The 16,723-nt window shown below is 72.5% G+C and carries 18 protein-coding genes; 9 read left to right on the top strand and 9 right to left on the bottom strand.

The annotated features are described in order from the left end of the window. Positions 1–281: 281 nt before the first annotated feature. On the bottom strand, positions 282–1,205 hold the full coding sequence (locus AAW13_RS08565) for an HAD family hydrolase (RefSeq protein ID WP_071659480.1): 924 nt from the start codon (positions 1,203–1,205) through the stop codon (positions 282–284). Between the two features lie 139 nt (positions 1,206–1,344). On the opposite strand from AAW13_RS08565, the gene AAW13_RS08560 reads away from it, so the two are divergent. The 5 genes from AAW13_RS08560 to AAW13_RS08540 all read left to right on the top strand — a co-directional run bounded on the left by AAW13_RS08560 (position 1,345) and on the right by AAW13_RS08540 (position 7,043). Next, positions 1,345–1,629 carry a glutaredoxin family protein gene (locus AAW13_RS08560; protein WP_206306172.1) on the top strand — a complete coding sequence of 95 codons (285 nt, stop codon included), beginning with the start codon at positions 1,345–1,347 and terminating at the stop codon, positions 1,627–1,629. A 305-nt stretch (positions 1,630–1,934) separates the two neighbouring features. Beyond that, entirely contained in the window at positions 1,935–2,690 is a 756-nt protein-coding gene (locus tag AAW13_RS08555) for a redox-sensing transcriptional repressor Rex (RefSeq protein ID WP_046734164.1), read from the top strand. Continuing rightward, a complete protein-coding gene (locus tag AAW13_RS08550) occupies positions 2,687–4,384 on the top strand; it encodes a glutamyl-tRNA reductase (protein ID WP_046734163.1) in 1,698 nt (565 codons plus the stop codon). The genes AAW13_RS08555 and AAW13_RS08550 overlap by 4 nt, the downstream gene beginning before the upstream one ends. Beyond that, the gene (gene hemC / locus AAW13_RS08545) at positions 4,381–5,340 is read left to right on the top strand and encodes a hydroxymethylbilane synthase (RefSeq protein ID WP_046734162.1); all 960 of its coding nucleotides are present in this window, start codon (positions 4,381–4,383) and stop codon (positions 5,338–5,340) included. The genes AAW13_RS08550 and hemC overlap by 4 nt, the downstream gene beginning before the upstream one ends. Next, on the top strand, positions 5,337–7,043 hold the full coding sequence (locus AAW13_RS08540) for a bifunctional uroporphyrinogen-III C-methyltransferase/uroporphyrinogen-III synthase (protein WP_046734161.1): 1,707 nt from the start codon (positions 5,337–5,339) through the stop codon (positions 7,041–7,043). The genes hemC and AAW13_RS08540 overlap by 4 nt, the downstream gene beginning before the upstream one ends. 143 nt (positions 7,044–7,186) lie before the next feature. Here AAW13_RS08540 and AAW13_RS08535 read toward each other — a convergent pair whose 3' ends face one another. Genes AAW13_RS08535 through AAW13_RS08525 form a run of 3 tightly spaced genes read right to left on the bottom strand, consistent with a single transcriptional unit; the run spans position 7,187 to position 8,759 of the window. Further along, a complete protein-coding gene (locus AAW13_RS08535) occupies positions 7,187–7,558 on the bottom strand; it encodes a roadblock/LC7 domain-containing protein (protein ID WP_046734160.1) in 372 nt (123 codons plus the stop codon). 59 nt (positions 7,559–7,617) lie between these two features. After that, a complete protein-coding gene (locus tag AAW13_RS08530) occupies positions 7,618–8,412 on the bottom strand; it encodes a hypothetical protein (RefSeq protein WP_071659479.1) in 795 nt (264 codons plus the stop codon). Beyond that, a complete protein-coding gene (locus AAW13_RS08525) occupies positions 8,409–8,759 on the bottom strand; it encodes a hypothetical protein (RefSeq protein WP_052768750.1) in 351 nt (116 codons plus the stop codon). The genes AAW13_RS08530 and AAW13_RS08525 overlap by 4 nt, the downstream gene beginning before the upstream one ends. A 161-nt stretch (positions 8,760–8,920) precedes the next feature. Here AAW13_RS08525 and AAW13_RS08520 point away from each other — a divergent pair, with 161 nt between their 5' ends. Beyond that, positions 8,921–9,286 carry a hypothetical protein gene (locus AAW13_RS08520; protein ID WP_046734158.1) on the top strand — a complete coding sequence of 122 codons (366 nt, stop codon included), beginning with the start codon at positions 8,921–8,923 and terminating at the stop codon, positions 9,284–9,286. A gap of 179 nt (positions 9,287–9,465) precedes the next feature. Then, on the top strand, positions 9,466–10,458 hold the full coding sequence (gene hemB / locus AAW13_RS08515; RefSeq protein WP_046734157.1) for a porphobilinogen synthase: 993 nt from the start codon (positions 9,466–9,468) through the stop codon (positions 10,456–10,458). A gap of 124 nt (positions 10,459–10,582) precedes the next feature. Here hemB and AAW13_RS08510 read toward each other — a convergent pair whose 3' ends face one another. Next, on the bottom strand, positions 10,583–11,338 hold the full coding sequence (locus tag AAW13_RS08510; RefSeq protein ID WP_046734156.1) for a DUF4232 domain-containing protein: 756 nt from the start codon (positions 11,336–11,338) through the stop codon (positions 10,583–10,585). Between the two features lie 177 nt (positions 11,339–11,515). On the opposite strand from AAW13_RS08510, the gene AAW13_RS08505 reads away from it, so the two are divergent. After that, a complete protein-coding gene (locus AAW13_RS08505; RefSeq protein WP_046734155.1) occupies positions 11,516–12,994 on the top strand; it encodes a helix-turn-helix domain-containing protein in 1,479 nt (492 codons plus the stop codon). Here AAW13_RS08505 and AAW13_RS08500 read toward each other — a convergent pair. After that, a complete protein-coding gene (locus AAW13_RS08500; RefSeq protein ID WP_046734154.1) occupies positions 12,934–13,185 on the bottom strand; it encodes a hypothetical protein in 252 nt (83 codons plus the stop codon). The genes AAW13_RS08505 and AAW13_RS08500 overlap by 61 nt on opposite strands. A 323-nt stretch (positions 13,186–13,508) precedes the next feature. Between AAW13_RS08500 and AAW13_RS08495 the strand changes: the two genes are divergently transcribed. Further along, the gene (locus AAW13_RS08495) at positions 13,509–14,717 is read left to right on the top strand and encodes an aminotransferase-like domain-containing protein (protein ID WP_071659478.1); all 1,209 of its coding nucleotides are present in this window, start codon (positions 13,509–13,511) and stop codon (positions 14,715–14,717) included. Between the two features lie 6 nt (positions 14,718–14,723). Here the strand turns inward: AAW13_RS08495 and AAW13_RS08490 are convergent, their stop codons facing one another. Genes AAW13_RS08490 through AAW13_RS08480 form a run of 3 tightly spaced genes read right to left on the bottom strand, consistent with a single transcriptional unit; the run spans position 14,724 to position 16,616 of the window. Next, on the bottom strand, positions 14,724–15,497 hold the full coding sequence (locus AAW13_RS08490) for a DUF4253 domain-containing protein (protein WP_046734116.1): 774 nt from the start codon (positions 15,495–15,497) through the stop codon (positions 14,724–14,726). A gap of 46 nt (positions 15,498–15,543) precedes the next feature. Next, the gene (locus AAW13_RS08485) at positions 15,544–15,792 is read right to left on the bottom strand and encodes a DUF397 domain-containing protein (RefSeq protein WP_046734117.1); all 249 of its coding nucleotides are present in this window, start codon (positions 15,790–15,792) and stop codon (positions 15,544–15,546) included. Continuing rightward, complete coding sequence (locus tag AAW13_RS08480) at positions 15,789–16,616, bottom strand: helix-turn-helix domain-containing protein (protein ID WP_046734118.1); 828 nt, start codon at positions 16,614–16,616, stop codon at positions 15,789–15,791. The genes AAW13_RS08485 and AAW13_RS08480 overlap by 4 nt, the downstream gene beginning before the upstream one ends. Positions 16,617–16,723 lie beyond the last annotated feature (107 nt).

Genomic DNA, 16,723 nt, shown 5'->3' with positions numbered 1-16,723 from the left:
TGCGTCTGAGGAGAATAACGCTTCGTGCAGGCACTGCTACACCGAGTTGCTCAAATCGTCGATTGCGTCGCTTCTCTTACCGATTTGAGCCGGTTCAAGTGCCGCAGAGTGATTGATTGGTGATCAGAAAGGTGCGTGTTCCGGCGGAGTCGAGGGCGTGTTGGGGCACCCGCGCGATAATTCGGGCGCGCGGGGTCGGCCGCGGGTGTTCGGGTGCGTCCGGTCGCCGGGCATGGCCGGGCAGCGCCCCCGTCAGGGGCGCGCGGTGAGGTCCCTCCGGGTTACCGGCGCCGCCGGCTCAGCGCGATCGCCGCGGCGGTGCCGCCGGCGACCGCTCCCACCCCGGCCGCCGCCGGGATCCCCACCTTCGCCGCCTTGCGGCCCGTCCGGTAGTCGCGCAGCCGCCAGTCCATCTCCCGGGCGTGCTTGCGCAGCTTGGTGTCCGGGTTGATGGCGTACGGATGACCGACCAGGGACAGCATCGGGATGTCGTTGTGGGAGTCGCTGTAGGCCGCGCAGCGGGACAGGTCGAGGCCCTCGGCCGCGGCCAGCGCGCGTACCGCCTCCGCCTTGGCCGGGCCGTGCAGCGGCTCGCCGACCAGTTTGCCGGTGTAGACGCCGCCGACCGACTCGGCGACCGTGCCGAGCGCGCCCGTCAGGCCGAGGCGGCGGGCGATCACGCCGGCGATCTCCACCGGCGCCGCCGTGACGAGCCAGACCTTCTGGCCCGCGTCCAGGTGGGCCTGGGCGAGGGCGCGGGTGCCGGGCCAGATCCGCTCGGCCATGTACTCGTCGTAGATCTCCTCGCCGATGGTCTGGAGCTCGGCGACCCGGTGGCCCTTGACGATGGACAGGGCCGAGTCACGGGCCTCCTGCATGTGCTCGGGGTCCTCGACCCCGGCCAGCCGGAACCACGCCTGCTGCCAGGCGAACCGGGCCAGGTCGCGGGTCTCGAAGAACTTGCGCTTGTAGAGGCCCCGGCCGAAGTGGAAGATGGCGGCGCCCTGCATCACCGTGTTGTCCAGGTCGAAGAACGCGGCGGCCTTGTCGTCGCCGAGCACCGGGAACTCCGGTTCCGCGGCTTCGTCGACGGGCGCCGGCGCTTCCTGGTTCTTGCGCGCGGCCTCTGCCGAGGCCTCGCCTGCCAACACGCTCCGCGCCGTGGCGGAGCGCCTACGGGGAGTGAGCCATCCGAGAGCGGCCATGTCGTGAGCATAGCCAGTCCGTTCGGCGGTTCCGGAGTCACGGGAGTTCGATGGGTGTGAACTCTGCGCGACCGGGTCGTGAAGGCTGATGCGGAACGCGTGCAGAAGGCGGCGGGCGTGCCCTGCCAGGGGCGGGACAATGGACGACATGAGTCCCCTCTTCGGCCGGAAGGTGCCCGCGCCCCGTGTGCGGCTGGTCACCCTCATCCGTAAGCCCGGCTGCCATCTGTGTGATGACGCACAGGCCGTGGTCGAGAAGGTGTGCGGTGACCTCGGCGTCCCCTGGGAGCACCAGGACATCACCCAGGACCCGCGGCTGCACGACCTGTACTGGGAGCAGATCCCGGTCGTACTCGTCGACGGTGAACAGCACACCTTCTGGCGCGTGAACGAAGAGCGGCTGCGCAAGGCACTGACCGACTAGTCCAAACCGGCGGGAAAGTGGCTTAGGATCGACGGCGGCTTGGTCTCGGGGGGCGGGATTCGTAAGGAGCGTGTACGGTTTTGCCCCCATCGGAGAGGGAGCGCGAGAGGGAGCGCGAGAGGGAGCGCGAGCGGGTGTGCGCCGGTTCCGTGCGACTGCGCCGGGGGCGCGTGACCCCGGTCACGTTGGCCGGGCAAATCGGACACCATCTTTGTGCACGCGTTCACAAAGACATAGCCTGCTGTCGACGGGGCGGTCTGGGTACGAGTGACCGTCCGCAGCCCCGCTCAACCCGTTGGAGCACCGTGGCAACTGGCCGAACTCACCGACCGGCGACCCGCAGCCGAGGTATCCCCGAGGCCACCGTCGCCAGGCTTCCGCTGTACCTCCGGGCGCTGACCGCACTGTCGGAGCGCTCGGTGCCCACGGTCTCCTCCGAAGAGCTGGCCGCCGCCGCGGGGGTCAACTCCGCCAAGCTGCGCAAGGACTTCTCCTACCTGGGTTCCTACGGAACGCGCGGTGTCGGCTACGACGTCGAGTATCTCGTCTACCAGATCTCCCGTGAGCTGGGCCTCACGCAGGACTGGCCGGTCGTGATCGTCGGTATCGGTAACCTCGGCGCCGCCCTCGCCAACTACGGCGGGTTCGCCTCCCGTGGCTTCCGGGTCGCCGCGCTGATAGACGCCGACCCGGCGATGGCCGGCAAGCCGGTCGCCGGTATCCCGGTGCAGCACACCGACGACCTGGAGAAGATCATCCAGGACAACGGCGTCAGCATCGGCGTGATCGCCACCCCCGCCGGTGCCGCGCAGCCCGTCTGCGACCGGCTGGTGGCCGCCGGTGTCACCTCCATCCTGAACTTCGCGCCGACCGTGCTGACCGTCCCGGACGGCGTCGACGTGCGCAAGGTCGACCTCTCCATCGAGCTACAGATCCTCGCCTTCCACGAGCAGCGCAAGGCCGGCGAGGACCACGGGGGCACGGTGCCGCCGGCCGCCGCCCACCAGGAGCCCGGCGAGCAGGGACCCGACGGGGACGTACCCGCCGTGATGCCGGCATGAGTCTCCTCGTCGTCGGGCTGAGCCACCGCAGCGCCCCGGTCAGCGTGCTCGAACGGGCCGCGCTCGCCATGGACGCCCAGGTCAAGCTGGTCCAGGACACGGTCGCCGCCGAACCGGCCTCCGAGGCCGCGGTGCTCGCCACCTGCAACCGCATCGAGCTGTACGCCGACGTCGACAAGTTCCACGCCGGGGTCGCCGAGCTGTCCACGCTGCTCGCCCAGCACAGCGGGGTCGGGCTGGACGAGCTCACTCCTTATCTCTACGTGCACTACGAGGACCGGGCCGTCCACCACCTGTTCTCGGTGGCCTGCGGGCTGGACTCGATGGTCGTCGGCGAGGGGCAGATCCTCGGCCAGATCAAGGACTCGCTGGCCCGCGCGCAGGAGCTGCACAGCGCCGGGCGGCTGATGAACGACCTGTTCCAGCAGGGCCTCAGGGTCGGCAAGCGCGCCCACTCCGAGACCGGCATCGACCGGGCCGGGCAGTCGCTGGTCACCTTCGGTCTCGAGCAGCTGGCCGCCGGTGCCGATGTGCAGACCTGGGCCACGGGCAAGAAGGCGCTGGTCATCGGCGCCGGTTCGATGTCCTCGCTGGCCGCCGCGACGCTCGCGCGCGCCGGGGTGGCGGAGATCGTCGTGGCCAACCGGACGTACGACCGGGCCGAGCGGCTGGCGCGGATCCTCACCGAGGGCGACGACACGGACGTGACGGCCCGCGCGGTACCGATGGACGCGGTGCCGGGCGAGCTGACACGTGCCGACGTCGTGGTCTCATGCACCGGGGCGACGGGGCTGGTGCTGACGGCGGACGCGGTTGCGGCCGCCGTCGAGGGGCGCACCGGTGAGCCTGTCACCGAGATCGTCGCACCGGCGGCGCCGAAGCAGCCGGTCGCGGGCACGAGCCTCGGCGCCGACGAGAACTGCCCGCTCGACCTGGCCGCCGAGCAGAGTGGTTTCTCGGTGCTCGGCGAGGCCGCCGTCGCCGGGATGGCCGCCGCCGAGCTGGAGCAGCACGCGGCCTGGGTGGACAACGGGACGGTGGACATCCGGGAGGCCGGCCGCCGGACCCCCGAGACCGTCGAAGCCGACGCCGAGCTGATCGGCGCGCTCGCCGCGACCGCCGCCCGTACCGGCCGGATCCCCGAGCGGCGCAGGCCGGAGCCGGTCGCCGGGTTCACCCGTCCCGCCCCCGCGCTCTTCCTCCTCGACCTCGCCATGCCCCGTGACATCGACGCGGCCGCGCACCGGCTGGCCGGGGTCCGCCTGGTGGACATCGAGTCGCTGGCGGAGGCCTCCGCGGACGCCCCGATGGCGGCCGACGTGGACCAGGTGCGGCGGATCGTCGCCGACGAGGTGGCCGCGTTCGGCGCCGCCCAGCGGGCCGCGCACATCACACCCACCGTCGTGGCCCTGCGGACCATGGCCGCGGACGTCGTCGCCGGCGAGATCGCCCGGCTCGACGGGCGCCTGCCCGACCTGGACGAACGCCAGCGCGGGGAGATCCGCCAGGCCGTGCACCGGGTCGTCGACAAGCTGCTGCACGCGCCGACCGTACGGGTCAAGCAGCTCGCGGCCGAGCCCGGCGGCGCCGGGTACGCGGACGCGCTGCGGACCCTGTTCGACCTCGACCCCGAGACGGTGGCCGCCGTCTCCCGGGCCGTGGACAGCACGACCGAGAAGGACCGACCGGTATGAGTGACAATCCACTGCGACTGGGGACCAGGCGATCCAGACTCGCCATGGCCCAGTCCGGGCAAGTGGCGGAAGCCGTGAGCCAGGTGACCGGACGGCCCGTCGAGCTCGTCGAGATCACCACCTACGGCGACACCTCCCGCGAGCACCTCGCGCAGATCGGCGGCACGGGTGTCTTCGTGACCGCCCTGCGGGACGCGCTGCTGCGCGGCGAGGTCGACTTCGCGGTTCACTCGCTGAAGGACCTCCCGACCACCCAGCCCGAAGAGCTGGTGCTGGCCGCCGTGCCGGTGCGCGAGGACCCCCGGGACGTGATCGTCGCCCGGGACGCGCTGAAGTTCACCGACCTGCCGCGCGGGGCCCGCATCGGCACCGGTTCGCCGCGCCGCGCGGCACAGCTCAACGCGTACGCCCGCGCGCACGCGCTGGACATAGCGACCGTCCCGATCCGGGGGAACGTCGACACCCGGATCGGATACGTGCACGACGGCGAGCTCGACGCGGTGGTGCTGGCCGCGGCCGGCCTGAGCCGCATCGGGCGCATCGACGAGGTGACCGACTTCCTGTCGGTCGACACGGTTCTGCCCGCCCCCGGCCAGGGGGCACTGGCGATCGAGTGCGTCGCGGACAACGCGTCGCTGATCGCCGCGCTCGGGGAACTCGACGACCCGTTCACGCGGGTCGCCGTGACCGCCGAGCGGTCACTGCTCGCCGCCCTGGAGGCCGGCTGCTCCGCCCCTGTGGGCGCGCTGGCCGACCTTCTGGCCGACGGGCAGACTGTCAAGGAAATGCGCCTGCGGGCAGTCGTCGGCACGACCGACGGCACCCGGACGGTGCAGATGTCCACCACCGGTCCCGTGCCCGAGACATACGACCAGGCGACGGCGCTCGGTCGCGAACTCGCCACCGAGATGCTTGCCCAGGGCGCGGCCGGTCTGATGGGGGAGCGAGCACAGTGAGCCCCACCAACCTTCCCGCCGGCCTCGATCACGGGCACGTCACCTTCCTGGGTGCCGGACCCGGGGATCCGGGACTGCTGACCTTGCGTGCCGTGGAGGCACTGTCCAGCGCGGACGTCCTGGTCGCCGAGCACGACGTGCTCGACGTGATCAGGAGCCACGCCAGGCAGGGTGTCTCCGTCGTGCCCACGAACCCGGATCCCTCGTCGGATCCGTATCCGGGCACAGGCACGCCTCAACTCACGGTTGTTGACGGCGTGTCAGCAACCGCTTCCCTCCCGCCCGCGCGGGATGCGGCTCATCTTGTCATGGAGGCCGCGCGGGGTGGCAGGCGGGTCGTCCGTGCGGTGTCCGGGGACCCGGGACTTGATACGTACGCGACCGAGGAAATGCTCGCCTGCGCCGCCGCCGGTGTGCCCTTCGAGGTCGTGCCGGGTGTCGCGGCCGTGGTCGGGGTGCCGGCGTACGCCGGTGTGCCACTGCGGGACGCGCAGGGCACGGACGTCCGGTTCGTGGACGCCCGGACCGCCTCCGACCGGTGCTGGACCGAGGTCGGTGCCTCGGACGGCACGGTCGTGGTCTCCACGACGCTGGACTCGGTGGCCGCGGCCGCCGGGGAGCTGGTCGCCGCGGGCCGCAAGCCGGACACCCCGCTGACGGTCACCGTCGCCGGTACGACGACCCGGCAGCGGACCTGGACCGCCACCCTCGGCACCATCGCGCAGGCGCTCAAGCAGGCGAAGGTGCTGCCCTCGCCCGACGGCGGCCGGCCGGTGATAGCCGTGGTCGGTGAGCGGTCCTCCGCCGCCCAGCGCGACCAGCTGTCGTGGTTCGAGTCCAAGCCGCTGTTCGGCTGGAAGGTGCTCGTGCCGCGCACCAAGGAGCAGGCGGTGTCCCTCTCCGACCAGCTGCGGTCGTACGGGGCCGTACCGCACGAGGTGCCGACGATCGCCGTCGAGCCGCCGCGCACGCCCCAGCAGATGGAGCGGGCGGTCAAGGGGCTCGTCACCGGACGGTACGAGTGGATCGCCTTCACCTCGGTCAACGCCGTCAAGGCGGTCCGGGAGAAGTTCGAGGAGTACGGCCTGGACGCGCGCGCCTTCGCGGGCATCAAGGTCGCGGCGGTCGGCGAGCAGACCGCCAAGGCGCTGGTCGCCTTCGGCGTGAAGCCGGACCTGGTGCCGAGCGGCGAGCAGTCGGCCGCGGGCCTGCTGGAGGACTGGCCGCCGTACGACCCGGTCTTCGACCCGATCGACCGGGTCTTCCTGCCGCGCGCCGACATCGCCACGGAGACCCTGGTCGCCGGGCTGATCGAGCTGGGCTGGGAGGTCGACGACGTCACGGCGTACCGCACCGTGCGGGCGTCGCCGCCGCCGGCCGAGACCCGCGAGGCGATCAAGGGCGGCGGGTTCGACGCCGTGCTCTTCACGTCGTCCTCGACCGTGCGGAACCTGGTGGGTATCGCCGGGAAGCCGCACAACGTGACGGTCATCGCGTGCATCGGCCCGGCCACCGCCAAGACCGCGGAGGAGCACGGGCTGCGGGTGGACGTGATGGCTCCGGAGCCGTCGGTCGGCAAGCTGGCCGAGGCGCTGGCCGAGTTCGGCCTGCGGCGGCGCGCGAGCGCGCTGGAGGCCGGGGATCCGGTGACGCGGCCGAGCGAGCGGCGGCCGGGGGCGCGCAGGAGGCGTACCACTACGTGAGGTAGGGCGAGACACCACGTGAGGTAGGGCGAGAGGGGTCCGGGGCTGAGCCCCGGGCCCCTTTTCGACCATTCGCTGCGGGCCCCCGCGGGCCGGTGGGGCTGGTCGCGCAGTTCTCAGCGTCCCTGACGGGGCGCTTCCCCTTACGCCGTGTCGTTGGCGAGGATCTTTTTGAGGTCCGCTACCACCGTGGGGATCTCACGGTCGAAGGCCAGGCCGTCGATTCCCTCGTCCGTTACCACGGCCAGGAGGGCTCGGGTGCCCACCGCCGTGACGATGACGTGGCCGGCGCCGCACTGGGCCGTCAGCTGGCGCAGGGTTCCCGTGCCGCCCTGCTCCGCGAGGCGGTTGCCCAGGGAGAGGGCGGCCGAGGCCAGGGCGGCCATGGACTCGGGGTGGGTCTTGTCGGCGTCGGCGGCCACCACCAGCCCGTCGACGGTGGCCAGGACGGTCTCGGAGACGCCCATCACCCGCTCGCGCAACGAGACGAGGATGTCCTGCACGGGGTCGTTCATGGTGGCTTCTTCCTGTGCGGTCGTGCTCGGTGGTGCGGAGGCGACGGCCTCCCCGGGGCTCAGCGCTTGCGGCGGGGGAGCGGGGCCGCCGTGGGGTGCGGTGCCGCCGCCGTGGCGGCGGGTGAGGTGCGCGGGGCCGTGCTGGGGCGCGGAGCGGGAGCGGCGGCCGGGGACCGGAGGAACCCCTCGGCCAGCAGGTCGCGGAGGTCCAGCAGCACGGCGAACAGCCCGCGGCCGAGGGTGAAGGCGATGTCCCGGGGGGTCCGGCGGCCGTCGGCGGCGGTCAGTACGGTGCGGTGCCGGGCGGAGAGCCGCGCGACGCGTCGCGGGTCGCGGGCCTCCGGGGCCGGTTCCAGGCGGTCGCGGGCGAAGCGGGCGGTGGCGCCGCGCTCGTTCGCCAGCAGCCGGAGCCGGCGGGCGTTCTCGGTGACCAGACGGTCCGGGGACACCGCGGTGCCGGTGTCGAGAAGAGACCGGGGAGCGGTCACCTCCCAGCCGTCCGGGCTGGTCAGGGCCAGCGCGAAGGCCGCGTCGAACAGGGCGGCCCGGCCGGTGATCTCCAGTTCCGCGGCGCCCAGCAGACCTCCGGCGACCAGTTCCAGGGCCACCCGCGCGGGGTCGGCGCCGGTGGCACGGACGGCCGTCCAGTCCTCCTCCGCGATCCGGTGCGACTTGAGGAGGAGCACCTCCACACCGGGGGCGCCGGGGGTCTCCATGCCGACGACCATGCCGTCCCGGACGTGGATGGCACCGCCTGGCGTGCCCGACACCAGGACGGTCGCGGTGGCCTTCTCGGTGTGCAGACCGGCCAGCAGCGCAGGAACGTTTCGGGTGGTGGGTGCGTCCGGGGTCATGCGAGCAGCCGGCCCGTGTGCTCGGCCAGGTCCCGCAGCGCCCAGGTGATGTTCGTACGGTGCCGGTCCACCAGGGCGAACAGGAGCAGCGGGTCGCCCTGCCGCTCGACCCGGGTCGTCACATGATGGTGGGCGGTCGTGGTGACGACGATGCTCTCCAACTCGCCCGTGAAACCGGCGCGGTTGAGGTGTGTGCTCACCAAGTGGGCCGTTTCCTGGGCGTCCTGGGCCGGTCCCGGCTCGCCCCGCTCGGCGTAGGAGAGGCCCGTCACGCCGTCCAGGAGAGCCGCGGCGGTCACGCCGGGCGTCCCGACGACGCCGTCCAGGACGGTGTCGAGCGAAGCCATGAGTTCCCCCTCCTGACGCTCGCTTCGCACAGTACTTTATTGCCAACTCTTGCAACACTGGCCAAAGATGAGGCTTATTCGGACTCGGAGCGTTCGGGAAGCAACCCCTGTGGAGCTGCTTGCGTCCGAGTCGACCCACGCAAGGAATCGAGGGCAGCAGCGTGAACATCGAGACGACGCTCAAGGAAGCCATGGGCATCGACGGGGCCCTCGGAGTCGCCCTCGTCGACTACGAGAGCGGCATGTCCCTCGGCGTGCTGGGTGGCGGCCCCCACCTGGACCTGGAGCTGGCGGCGGCCGGGAACACCGAGGTCGTCCGCGCCAAGCAGCGCACCCTGAAGTCCATCGGCCTCGACGACGAGATCGAGGACATCCTGATCACGCTCGGCGGCCAGTACCACCTGATCCGGCCCCTGACCGGCGTCGGTGGCTCGCTCTTCCTCTACCTGGCCCTGGACCGGGCCCGCAGCAACCTCGCCCTGGCCCGCCACAGCCTCAAGAAGCTGGAAGGCCAGCTGGAGGTCTGAGGTCTGAGGTCTGAGGTCTGAGGTCTGGGGCTGAGGTCTGGGGCTGAGGTCGGAAGTCTGAGGCCTGAGCCGGTCCGGCGGTCCGGCTTCCGCGCGGGCGGGGAACGGGCGGGGAAGGGGTCGGGGCGCCGACGTCCCGTCGGCAAGCGGGGGCCGGGGACGGGCGTAGCGTGGAGGCCATGACGACGTACGGCTCCTTTCCCGGTACCCGGCCGAGGCGGCTGCGGTCCACCCCCGTCATGCGGCGCATGGTCGCCGAGACCCGGCTGCACCCCGCCGACTTCATCCTGCCCGCCTTCGTGCGGGAGGGCGTGAGCGAACCCGTGCCCATCACCGCGATGCCCGGGGTCGTCCAGCACACCCGGGACAGCCTGAAGAAGGCGGCGGCGGAGGCCGTCGAGGCGGGCATCTCCGGGATCATGCTGTTCGGGGTGCCGGAGGAGGGCAAGAAGGACGCCCTCGGCACACCCGGGACCGACCCGGACGGGATCCTCCAGGTCGCGCTGCGGGACGTGCGCGCCGAGGTCGGCGACGACCTGCTCGTCATGTCCGACCTGTGCCTCGACGAGACCACCGACCACGGGCACTGCGGGGTGCTGGACGCCGAGGGCCGCGTCGACAACGACGCCACCCTGGAGCGGTACGCCGAGATGGCCCAGGTGCAGGCCGACGCCGGCGCCCACGTCGTGGGACCCAGCGGGATGATGGACGGGCAGATCGGCGTCGTCCGCGACGCGCTCGACCAGATCGGGCGCGAGGACGTGGCGATCCTCGCCTACACCGCGAAGTACGCCTCCGCCTTCTACGGCCCGTTCCGGGAGGCCGTCGGCTCGTCCCTCAAGGGGGACCGCAAGACGTACCAGCAGGACCCGGCCAACGTGCGCGAGTCCCTGCGGGAGCTGGCCCTCGACCTGGAGGAGGGGGCCGACATGGTGATGGTCAAGCCGGCCGGGCCCTACCTCGACATCCTCGCGCGGGTCGCGGACGCCGTGGACGTGCCGGTGGCCGCCTACCAGATCTCCGGCGAGTACTCGATGATCGAGGCCGCCGCCGAGAAGGGCTGGATCGACCGCGACCGGGCGATCCTGGAGACGCTGACCGGCATCAGGCGGGCCGGCGCGCGGAACATCCTCACGTACTGGGCGGTCGAGGCCGCACGCATGCTGGACTGAGGGCGTTTCCACAGCAGTTGGGTGTTGGGTTGGCGGGCGTCCTCGCCGCCGCCCCGCACCCTTCGCCGACCGCGCCGCGGCCGCCGCCGGCCTCGCCGTCAAGGCCTGAGCGCTCCGGCCCCGTTCACCAGTCGAGGGCGTCGGCGCGGTTCTGCTGCCAGTACGTCACCTGGAGCGAGCTGTCGTAGTACACGCCCTTCGCCGGCAGCGACGGGAGCGCCGACGCCCCGCCGCTGCTGTTCGGCGTCATGCCCTGGAAGGCGACGGTCAGCTTGTGGCCGGTGGTGCCGCCGTCGCCGCTGCCGTCGGCCGCCGACAGCAGGACACCCGCGTACCCGGACTCGCCCGGCGCGAGCGTCGTGACCGCCTGCGGCTGGGTCTCCTTCGCGCCCTGCGGGGCCCACTGCATCTCGTCGAAGCGGAGGATCGGGTAGTACGTCAGGTCGCAGAGCTTGCTGCCGGTGTTGGTGACCGTGATCAGCATGTGGTTCAGGGGGCGGGAGAGCGACTGGACCCTGACGGCCGTGTTCGAGCCGTTGCAGAGGACGCGGTCGGCGGAGGCGTCGTCCTGGCCGCCGCCGGACTTCTTGGCGGTCGTGGTGCCGGCGGGGGTGCGTGCCGACTTGCCCGCACCCGTGCCCGTGCTCGTACCCGTGCCTGCCCCGGTGCTCGTTCCGGTGCCCGTCCCGGTGCTCGTACCGTCGGCCCCCTCCGAGGCCTTCGGCGTGGCCGCGGCCGACGCCGTGGTCGACGTGGCCGTGGCCGAGCCGGCCGTGCCCTCGTCCTTGGTGCCCGTGCCGTCCTGGCAGGCCGTCAGGGCGAGGGCGGCGACGGCCGTGCCGGTGGCGGCGAGCAGACGGAGGCGGCGGGTGGTGCGCATGGCGAATCCTCTTTCGAGTGACGGCGTGCTTGGATGGCCACAGCCTGTGGGCCGCCCCGTCCCGTCCGCCACAGCCGCCGGACGATCCGGGACACTGGAACGCCCACACCGGCTTTGACCTGGGAGAACAGCCCTTCCCTGGAACGGGGGAACGGGACGCGGGGGGACGGAGGAACGGTGTCGGACGGCACGGCTGGAAGCGGTTTCGCGGAGCTGCTGCGGGAGTTGAAGGACCGCTCGGGGCTCAGCTACGGCACGCTCGCCAAGCGGTTGCACATGAGTACGTCGACCCTGCACCGCTACTGCAACGGGGACGCGGTACCGACGGACTACGCGCCCGTGGAACGCCTCGCCCGGCTCTGCAAGGCAGGACCCGCGGAACTCGTCGAACTGCACCGGCGGTGGGTGCTGGCCGACGCGGACCGGGGGCGCAAGCAGGAGGCGGCGGGCCGGCGGGAGGAGCGGGCGACGCGGAACACGCGGGACGCGGGCCCGATGCCGGTGGCCGACGCCGAACCGGAGGGCGACGCCGCAGCGACGGTCGGCGCCGAACCCGCGGTGCAGGCCGGACCGTTGGCGGAGTCCGCACCGTCGGCCGAGTCCGAGTCCGAGTCCGATTCCGAGTCCGAGGCCGATTCCGAACCCGATCCCGAGTCCGAGTCCGGGGCCGGGGCCGGGGCCGAGTCCGGGATGGGGGCCGGAGGTGCGGTTCGGGCGGGTGGCGGTGGGCGTTCGCGGTGGGCTCTGCGGCCCGTGCTGCTCGCCGGGACCGTGGCCGTCGCGCTGCTCGGGGCCGCCGTGTTCGCCGTGGGGCTGCCCTCCGGCGGGAGCGGTGACGACAAGCACGCGGGCCCCGCGGGTGCCGCGACCCCGCTGACCCACGGCCCGCGGACGGCCACGCCGTCTTCCTCGGGCACGCCGTCCGGCGCCACCCCGTCCCGGTCCGCGTCCGCCTCCGCCTCCGTCACCGACCGGGCGACCGAAGCCGGTACGGCCCCCTCCTCGGCCGCCGGCGGGACCGGGACCGGCACGTCCGCCGTGCCGCCGCTCACGGTCAACACCCAGCCCTACTCCTGGGAGAGCCCCTGCTCCCAGCGCTACCTGATCGACCGGCCCCCCGCCGACGTGGCGCCGCCCCCCGTGGAGTCCGACGCGGCCGCCTGGGTGGCCGCGCACCAGGCCGTGTCCTCGGGAGAGCAGTACGTCACGCTGACCGTGCAGGGCACCGGCTCCGAGTCCGTGGTGCTGGAGAGCCTCACGGTCCGCACGGTGGACCGCGGCGCACCCCTCGCCTGGAACGACTACGCCATGGGCTACCCGGGCGTCGGCTGCGGCGCGGGCGTCCCCACCCGCTCCTTCACCGTCGCCCTGGACGCGATGCGGCCGGCGGTCGTGCCGGAGTCGGGACACCGGGACTTCCCGTTCAAGGTGAGCGAGTCGGACCCCGAGGTCTTCTACGTCAGGGCCGACGCCTCCGCGTACTCCGTGGGCTGGTACCTGGAGCTGGCCTGGTCCAGCGGGTCGCGGCACGGGACCCTGCGGATCGGCGACAAGGGGCGGCCGTTCCGCACGAGTGGCAACAACGGGCGGCCGGCCTACGAGTTCCCGCTGGGCGGCGAGGCCTGGCGGTCCGGTTCGCCGGCGTCGGCGGGCTGAGCGCGGACGGTCCCGGCGGCGCGGTCCGCGTCGCCGTCGGGCCGCAACCGGGCGGCGGCGGACGGACCTTCGTCGCGTACGCCCTGGCCGTCCCGGCATCCGCTCAGGGTGGTCACGGCGACCAGCGCCAGGGCGGCCGCCGTCAGGAGACGGCGCCTGGCGACGGCCGGGGTGCGGTGCGTGGCGGACATGCGGGTGCTCCCTTGACGATCTCGGCGCGGTCGAAGTGGTCGAGGTGGTCGACGTGGTCGGTGATCCCGAAGTGCCCTCAGCCTGCGCGGCGGTCGGCCCGAACCGCCAGGGCACCCCGGGAATTCGGGACGCCCGGACCTGGTCCACGCCGGTGACCTGCACGGATCCCGCCCCCTGGGACGGCGGTACGGGACGTTCGAGGACCGTCGGGAGGGTCTGGGAGGCGTCCGTCCGGATCGCGGAATCACAGGTGTAGACGGCATCTACCTCTCTAGGCTCCGGCCAGGACGACGATCAGCCCGAGGAGCCCGAGGAGCCCACCATGACCGCCACCCCAGCTTCCCCCGCCCGTGCCTCCGCCCCGCCTCCGCCGCTCGCGGCCAGGGCCCGGGCCGTCGGTGGTTCGCCGGTCCGGGAGATCCTCGCGGTGACCGCGCGCCCCGAGGTGATCAACTTCGCGGGTGGGCTGCCGGCTCCCGAACTGTTCGACCGGGAGGGCATAGCGGACGCCTTCCGGGCGGTCCTGGCGGAGACCCCGGAGCGGGCGCTTCAGTACTCCACGACGGAGGGCGAGCCCGCGCTGAGAGCCGGACTGGCCGCCCGTCTCTCCGCCCGGGGCCTGCCCACCGACGCCGACGACCTGCTCATCACCACCGGCTCCCAGCAGGCACTCTCACTGCTGGCGACCGCGCTGGTCGAACCCGGGGACACGGTCCTCGTGGAAAGCCCCTGCTACCTGGCGGCACTTCAGGTCTTCGGGCTGGCCGGCGCACGGGTGCTGGCGGTGCCCTGCGACGCGGACGGCGTCGACCCGGCGGCCCTGGCGGAGCTGATCCGCAGCGAGCGGCCCAAGCTCCTCTACCTCGTCCCGACCTTCCAGAACCCCACCGGCCGCACCATGCCGGCCGCCCGCCGCGCCGACCTCGCCGAGACCGCCGCCCGGCACGGCCTGTGGATCGTCGAGGACGACCCCTACGGCGAACTCCGTTACGACGGTGAGCCCGTCCCCTGGATCGCGTCCCTGCCCGGCGCCGAGGACCGTACGATCCTGCTCGGATCCTTCTCCAAGGTGATGGCCCCCGGTCTGCGCCTGGGCTGGCTGCGCGCCCCCGGCGGGCCGCGCCGCGCCTGCGCGGTCGCCAAACAGGCGGCCGACCTGCACACCCCGACCCTCAACCAGCTGGCCGCGGCCCGCTACCTGGACGTCCTGGACGGGCACGTCGCCAAGGTCCGTGCCGTGTACGGCGAACGCCGGGACGCCATGCTCGCGGGTCTCCCCGACGCCCTCCCGGCCGGCTCGGTGTGGAACCGGCCCGAGGGCGGCATGTTCCTCTGGGCGCGGCTCCCGGAGCCGTACGACACCACCGCGCTGCTGCGGCGCGCGGTGGACCACCTGGTGGCCTACGTCCCCGGCGAGCCCTTCTACGCCGCCGACCCCGACCGCTCGACCCTGCGCCTGTGCTTCGTGACGCAGACCCCGGAGGAGATCGGCGAGGGCCTGGACCGACTGGCCGAGGCCCTCAGGGCCTGATGCCGGTCAGTCCCACCAGAAGTGCCAGTACCGCTCGCCGAGCAGTTGCTCGGCGTACGACGTGAGGGTGTCGTCGGTGCCGGGCAGCACCGTGTAGGGGCAGAACGCGAAGTGCTCGACGGCGATCGCCTCCGCCGCGTCCAGGTCGGTGGGCGGGGAGGCGACGGAGACGGCGAGGTGGTCCAGGCCGAGGGCCACCACGCGTATCCCGAACCGGTCCTCCCAGGAGCGCAGCACCGAGCACAGCCGGGCCACGTCCTCCTCGTGGTTGACCGGGCCGCTCCAGCCGAGCGCCGCCGGTATGTCCGCGCTGCGCCGCGCCGGCACCAGCGCCAGGTGCGGCTCCTTCAGCCAGGGCCGCCCCTGGCTGAGCGCGTCCGCGACCTCGGCGGCCCGTGCGTCCGGGGCGGCGACCAGTGCGCCGGCGGGGGCCAGTCCCGGCCACTCCTCGTCCTCCGGAGGGTCCTCCTCCCAAAGGTCCTCCAGCACGTCCTCGGCGTGGTGGTCACCGGGGTACGAGGTCTCGGCGGGTGCGAAGTCCCAGTCGTCCAGCTCGGACACGTCGACGAGGACCGGCAGCAGGCCCGCCCGGCCGGCCTGCGCACCCAGCGCCGTCCAGGTGCCGGGCCCCGCGGGCTGACCCGCGTGCCACAACAGGGGTTCGTGCCAGGGCCCGTGGAGTGTCGCGTCGATCAGTCTCCCGGGCGGGAGCTGCAACCCCAGGGACCGACCACTCGGATCGGTCGCCAGCTTGGGCAGCGGGTTGGGAAGAGTCGCCATGGCAGTGAACTGTAGAGCCGCCCACTGACAACGCCGCCGGGCACGGTCACTTGAGGGCGGCGGTGAAGGCGGCCCAGGGAGCGGGACCGAGCGCGAGGGCCGGTGCGTCGGGGGAGGGGCCGTTCTTGGAGTCCCGGACGTGGACGACGTGGGGACAGGCGGCGACTTCGACGCACTGGCCGCCTTCGCTGCCGCTGTAGCTCGACTTCCGCCAGGCGACGGCCACTTCGAGGCAGGCGTCACCTTCCGGACCGCTGTAGCTGGACTTGAACCACTGGGGGGCCACGCTGGTCATTGCTCTCCTAGCAAGCGGTCAAGCAGGTCCATCGAGTCCTGGGTTGTCAGGGCCTGGGTCCGCAGCATCGCATACTTGCGCGCGAGCCTGGAGACCTCGTCCGCGTCGGAGACCCACTGGCTGCCGCGCTGGGATTCGGCGTACGCGAGGTGCTGGTGGTCCGGGGTTTCGAGGAGAGTGAAGGGCCCGTCGACCCCGGCGTGGTAGGGGCTGCTCAGAAGCAGGAACTGCAACGAGACGCAGGGCAGTTCGGCGATCCCGCGCAGGTGACGGAGCTGGGCCGTGCGCACCTGCGGTCCACCGAGTGCCATCAGCAGCACCGGTTCCCAGACGACGAAGCTCAGCGTCGGCGCGTTGCTGCGGTGCAGGATCTCCTGGCGCTCGAGCCGGGCCGCCGTCCGCGTCTCGACCTCGTCCCCGTCGTAGGCGGGCACGCGGTTGCGCAGGACGGCCCGCACGTAGGCCTCTGTCTGGAGCAGGCCGGGGAGGACCGCGTTGTCGTACCAGGACAGGGCGATCGCCTCGCGTTCGTGCTCCATGTAGACCTCGGCCCACATCGGGAACTGGTCGACGTCCGGCAGGTTGGCCACCCCCGCCGTCAACACATCTTTCGTGTCCAGCACTTCGTCCAGCAGGGCCGCCGTGTCCGGTTTCAGTGCCCGCCTGCCCTGTTCGATGGACGCGATCGTCTGGTCGTCGAGGCCCACCCGGAGACCCAGCTCGGTCTGTGTCAGACCGGCCGCCCGGCGGGCCGCGCCCAGTTGCTTGCCGAGCATCTTCAACGACGTCTGGTTCTTCGGCCGCGGTGGCTTCTTCGCGCTCATGTCGGTCTCAATCCCCTGGGGCACGCGTACGTCACCGGGTCGGGGCCCGTACAAAAAATCCGTACGGGTCCACTCCCTGCACCAGGCTGGTCACTCTGCGCGACATT

The organism is Streptomyces humi (assembly GCF_001005085.2).
In the GTDB taxonomy this organism is placed as follows: Bacteria; Actinomycetota; Actinomycetes; order Streptomycetales; family Streptomycetaceae; genus Streptomyces; species Streptomyces humi.
Note: the sequence above shows the minus strand (reverse complement) of the source record. Positions and strands in the feature narration are given on the sequence as shown.

What these genes read in the sequence shown, in the direction of transcription:
- AAW13_RS08495 (WP_071659478.1), top strand. Translation starts at nt 13,509, where the DNA reads ATGACCGCCACCCCAGCTTCCCCCGCCCGTGCCTCCGCCCCGCCTCCG.
- hemC (WP_046734162.1), top strand. Translation starts at nt 4,381, where the DNA reads ATGAGTGACAATCCACTGCGACTGGGGACCAGGCGATCCAGACTCGCC.
- AAW13_RS08560 (WP_206306172.1), top strand. Translation starts at nt 1,345, where the DNA reads ATGGACGACATGAGTCCCCTCTTCGGCCGGAAGGTGCCCGCGCCCCGT.
- AAW13_RS08485 (WP_046734117.1), bottom strand. Translation starts at nt 15,792, where the DNA reads ATGACCAGCGTGGCCCCCCAGTGGTTCAAGTCCAGCTACAGCGGTCCG.
- AAW13_RS08480 (WP_046734118.1), bottom strand. Translation starts at nt 16,616, where the DNA reads ATGAGCGCGAAGAAGCCACCGCGGCCGAAGAACCAGACGTCGTTGAAG.
- AAW13_RS08500 (WP_046734154.1), bottom strand. Translation starts at nt 13,185, where the DNA reads ATGTCCGCCACGCACCGCACCCCGGCCGTCGCCAGGCGCCGTCTCCTG.
- AAW13_RS08490 (WP_046734116.1), bottom strand. Translation starts at nt 15,497, where the DNA reads ATGGCGACTCTTCCCAACCCGCTGCCCAAGCTGGCGACCGATCCGAGT.
- AAW13_RS08525 (WP_052768750.1), bottom strand. Translation starts at nt 8,759, where the DNA reads ATGGCTTCGCTCGACACCGTCCTGGACGGCGTCGTCGGGACGCCCGGC.
- AAW13_RS08510 (WP_046734156.1), bottom strand. Translation starts at nt 11,338, where the DNA reads ATGCGCACCACCCGCCGCCTCCGTCTGCTCGCCGCCACCGGCACGGCC.
- AAW13_RS08530 (WP_071659479.1), bottom strand. Translation starts at nt 8,412, where the DNA reads ATGACCCCGGACGCACCCACCACCCGAAACGTTCCTGCGCTGCTGGCC.
- AAW13_RS08550 (WP_046734163.1), top strand. Translation starts at nt 2,687, where the DNA reads ATGAGTCTCCTCGTCGTCGGGCTGAGCCACCGCAGCGCCCCGGTCAGC.
- hemB (WP_046734157.1), top strand. Translation starts at nt 9,466, where the DNA reads ATGACGACGTACGGCTCCTTTCCCGGTACCCGGCCGAGGCGGCTGCGG.
- AAW13_RS08535 (WP_046734160.1), bottom strand. Translation starts at nt 7,558, where the DNA reads ATGAACGACCCCGTGCAGGACATCCTCGTCTCGTTGCGCGAGCGGGTG.
- AAW13_RS08565 (WP_071659480.1), bottom strand. Translation starts at nt 1,205, where the DNA reads ATGGCCGCTCTCGGATGGCTCACTCCCCGTAGGCGCTCCGCCACGGCG.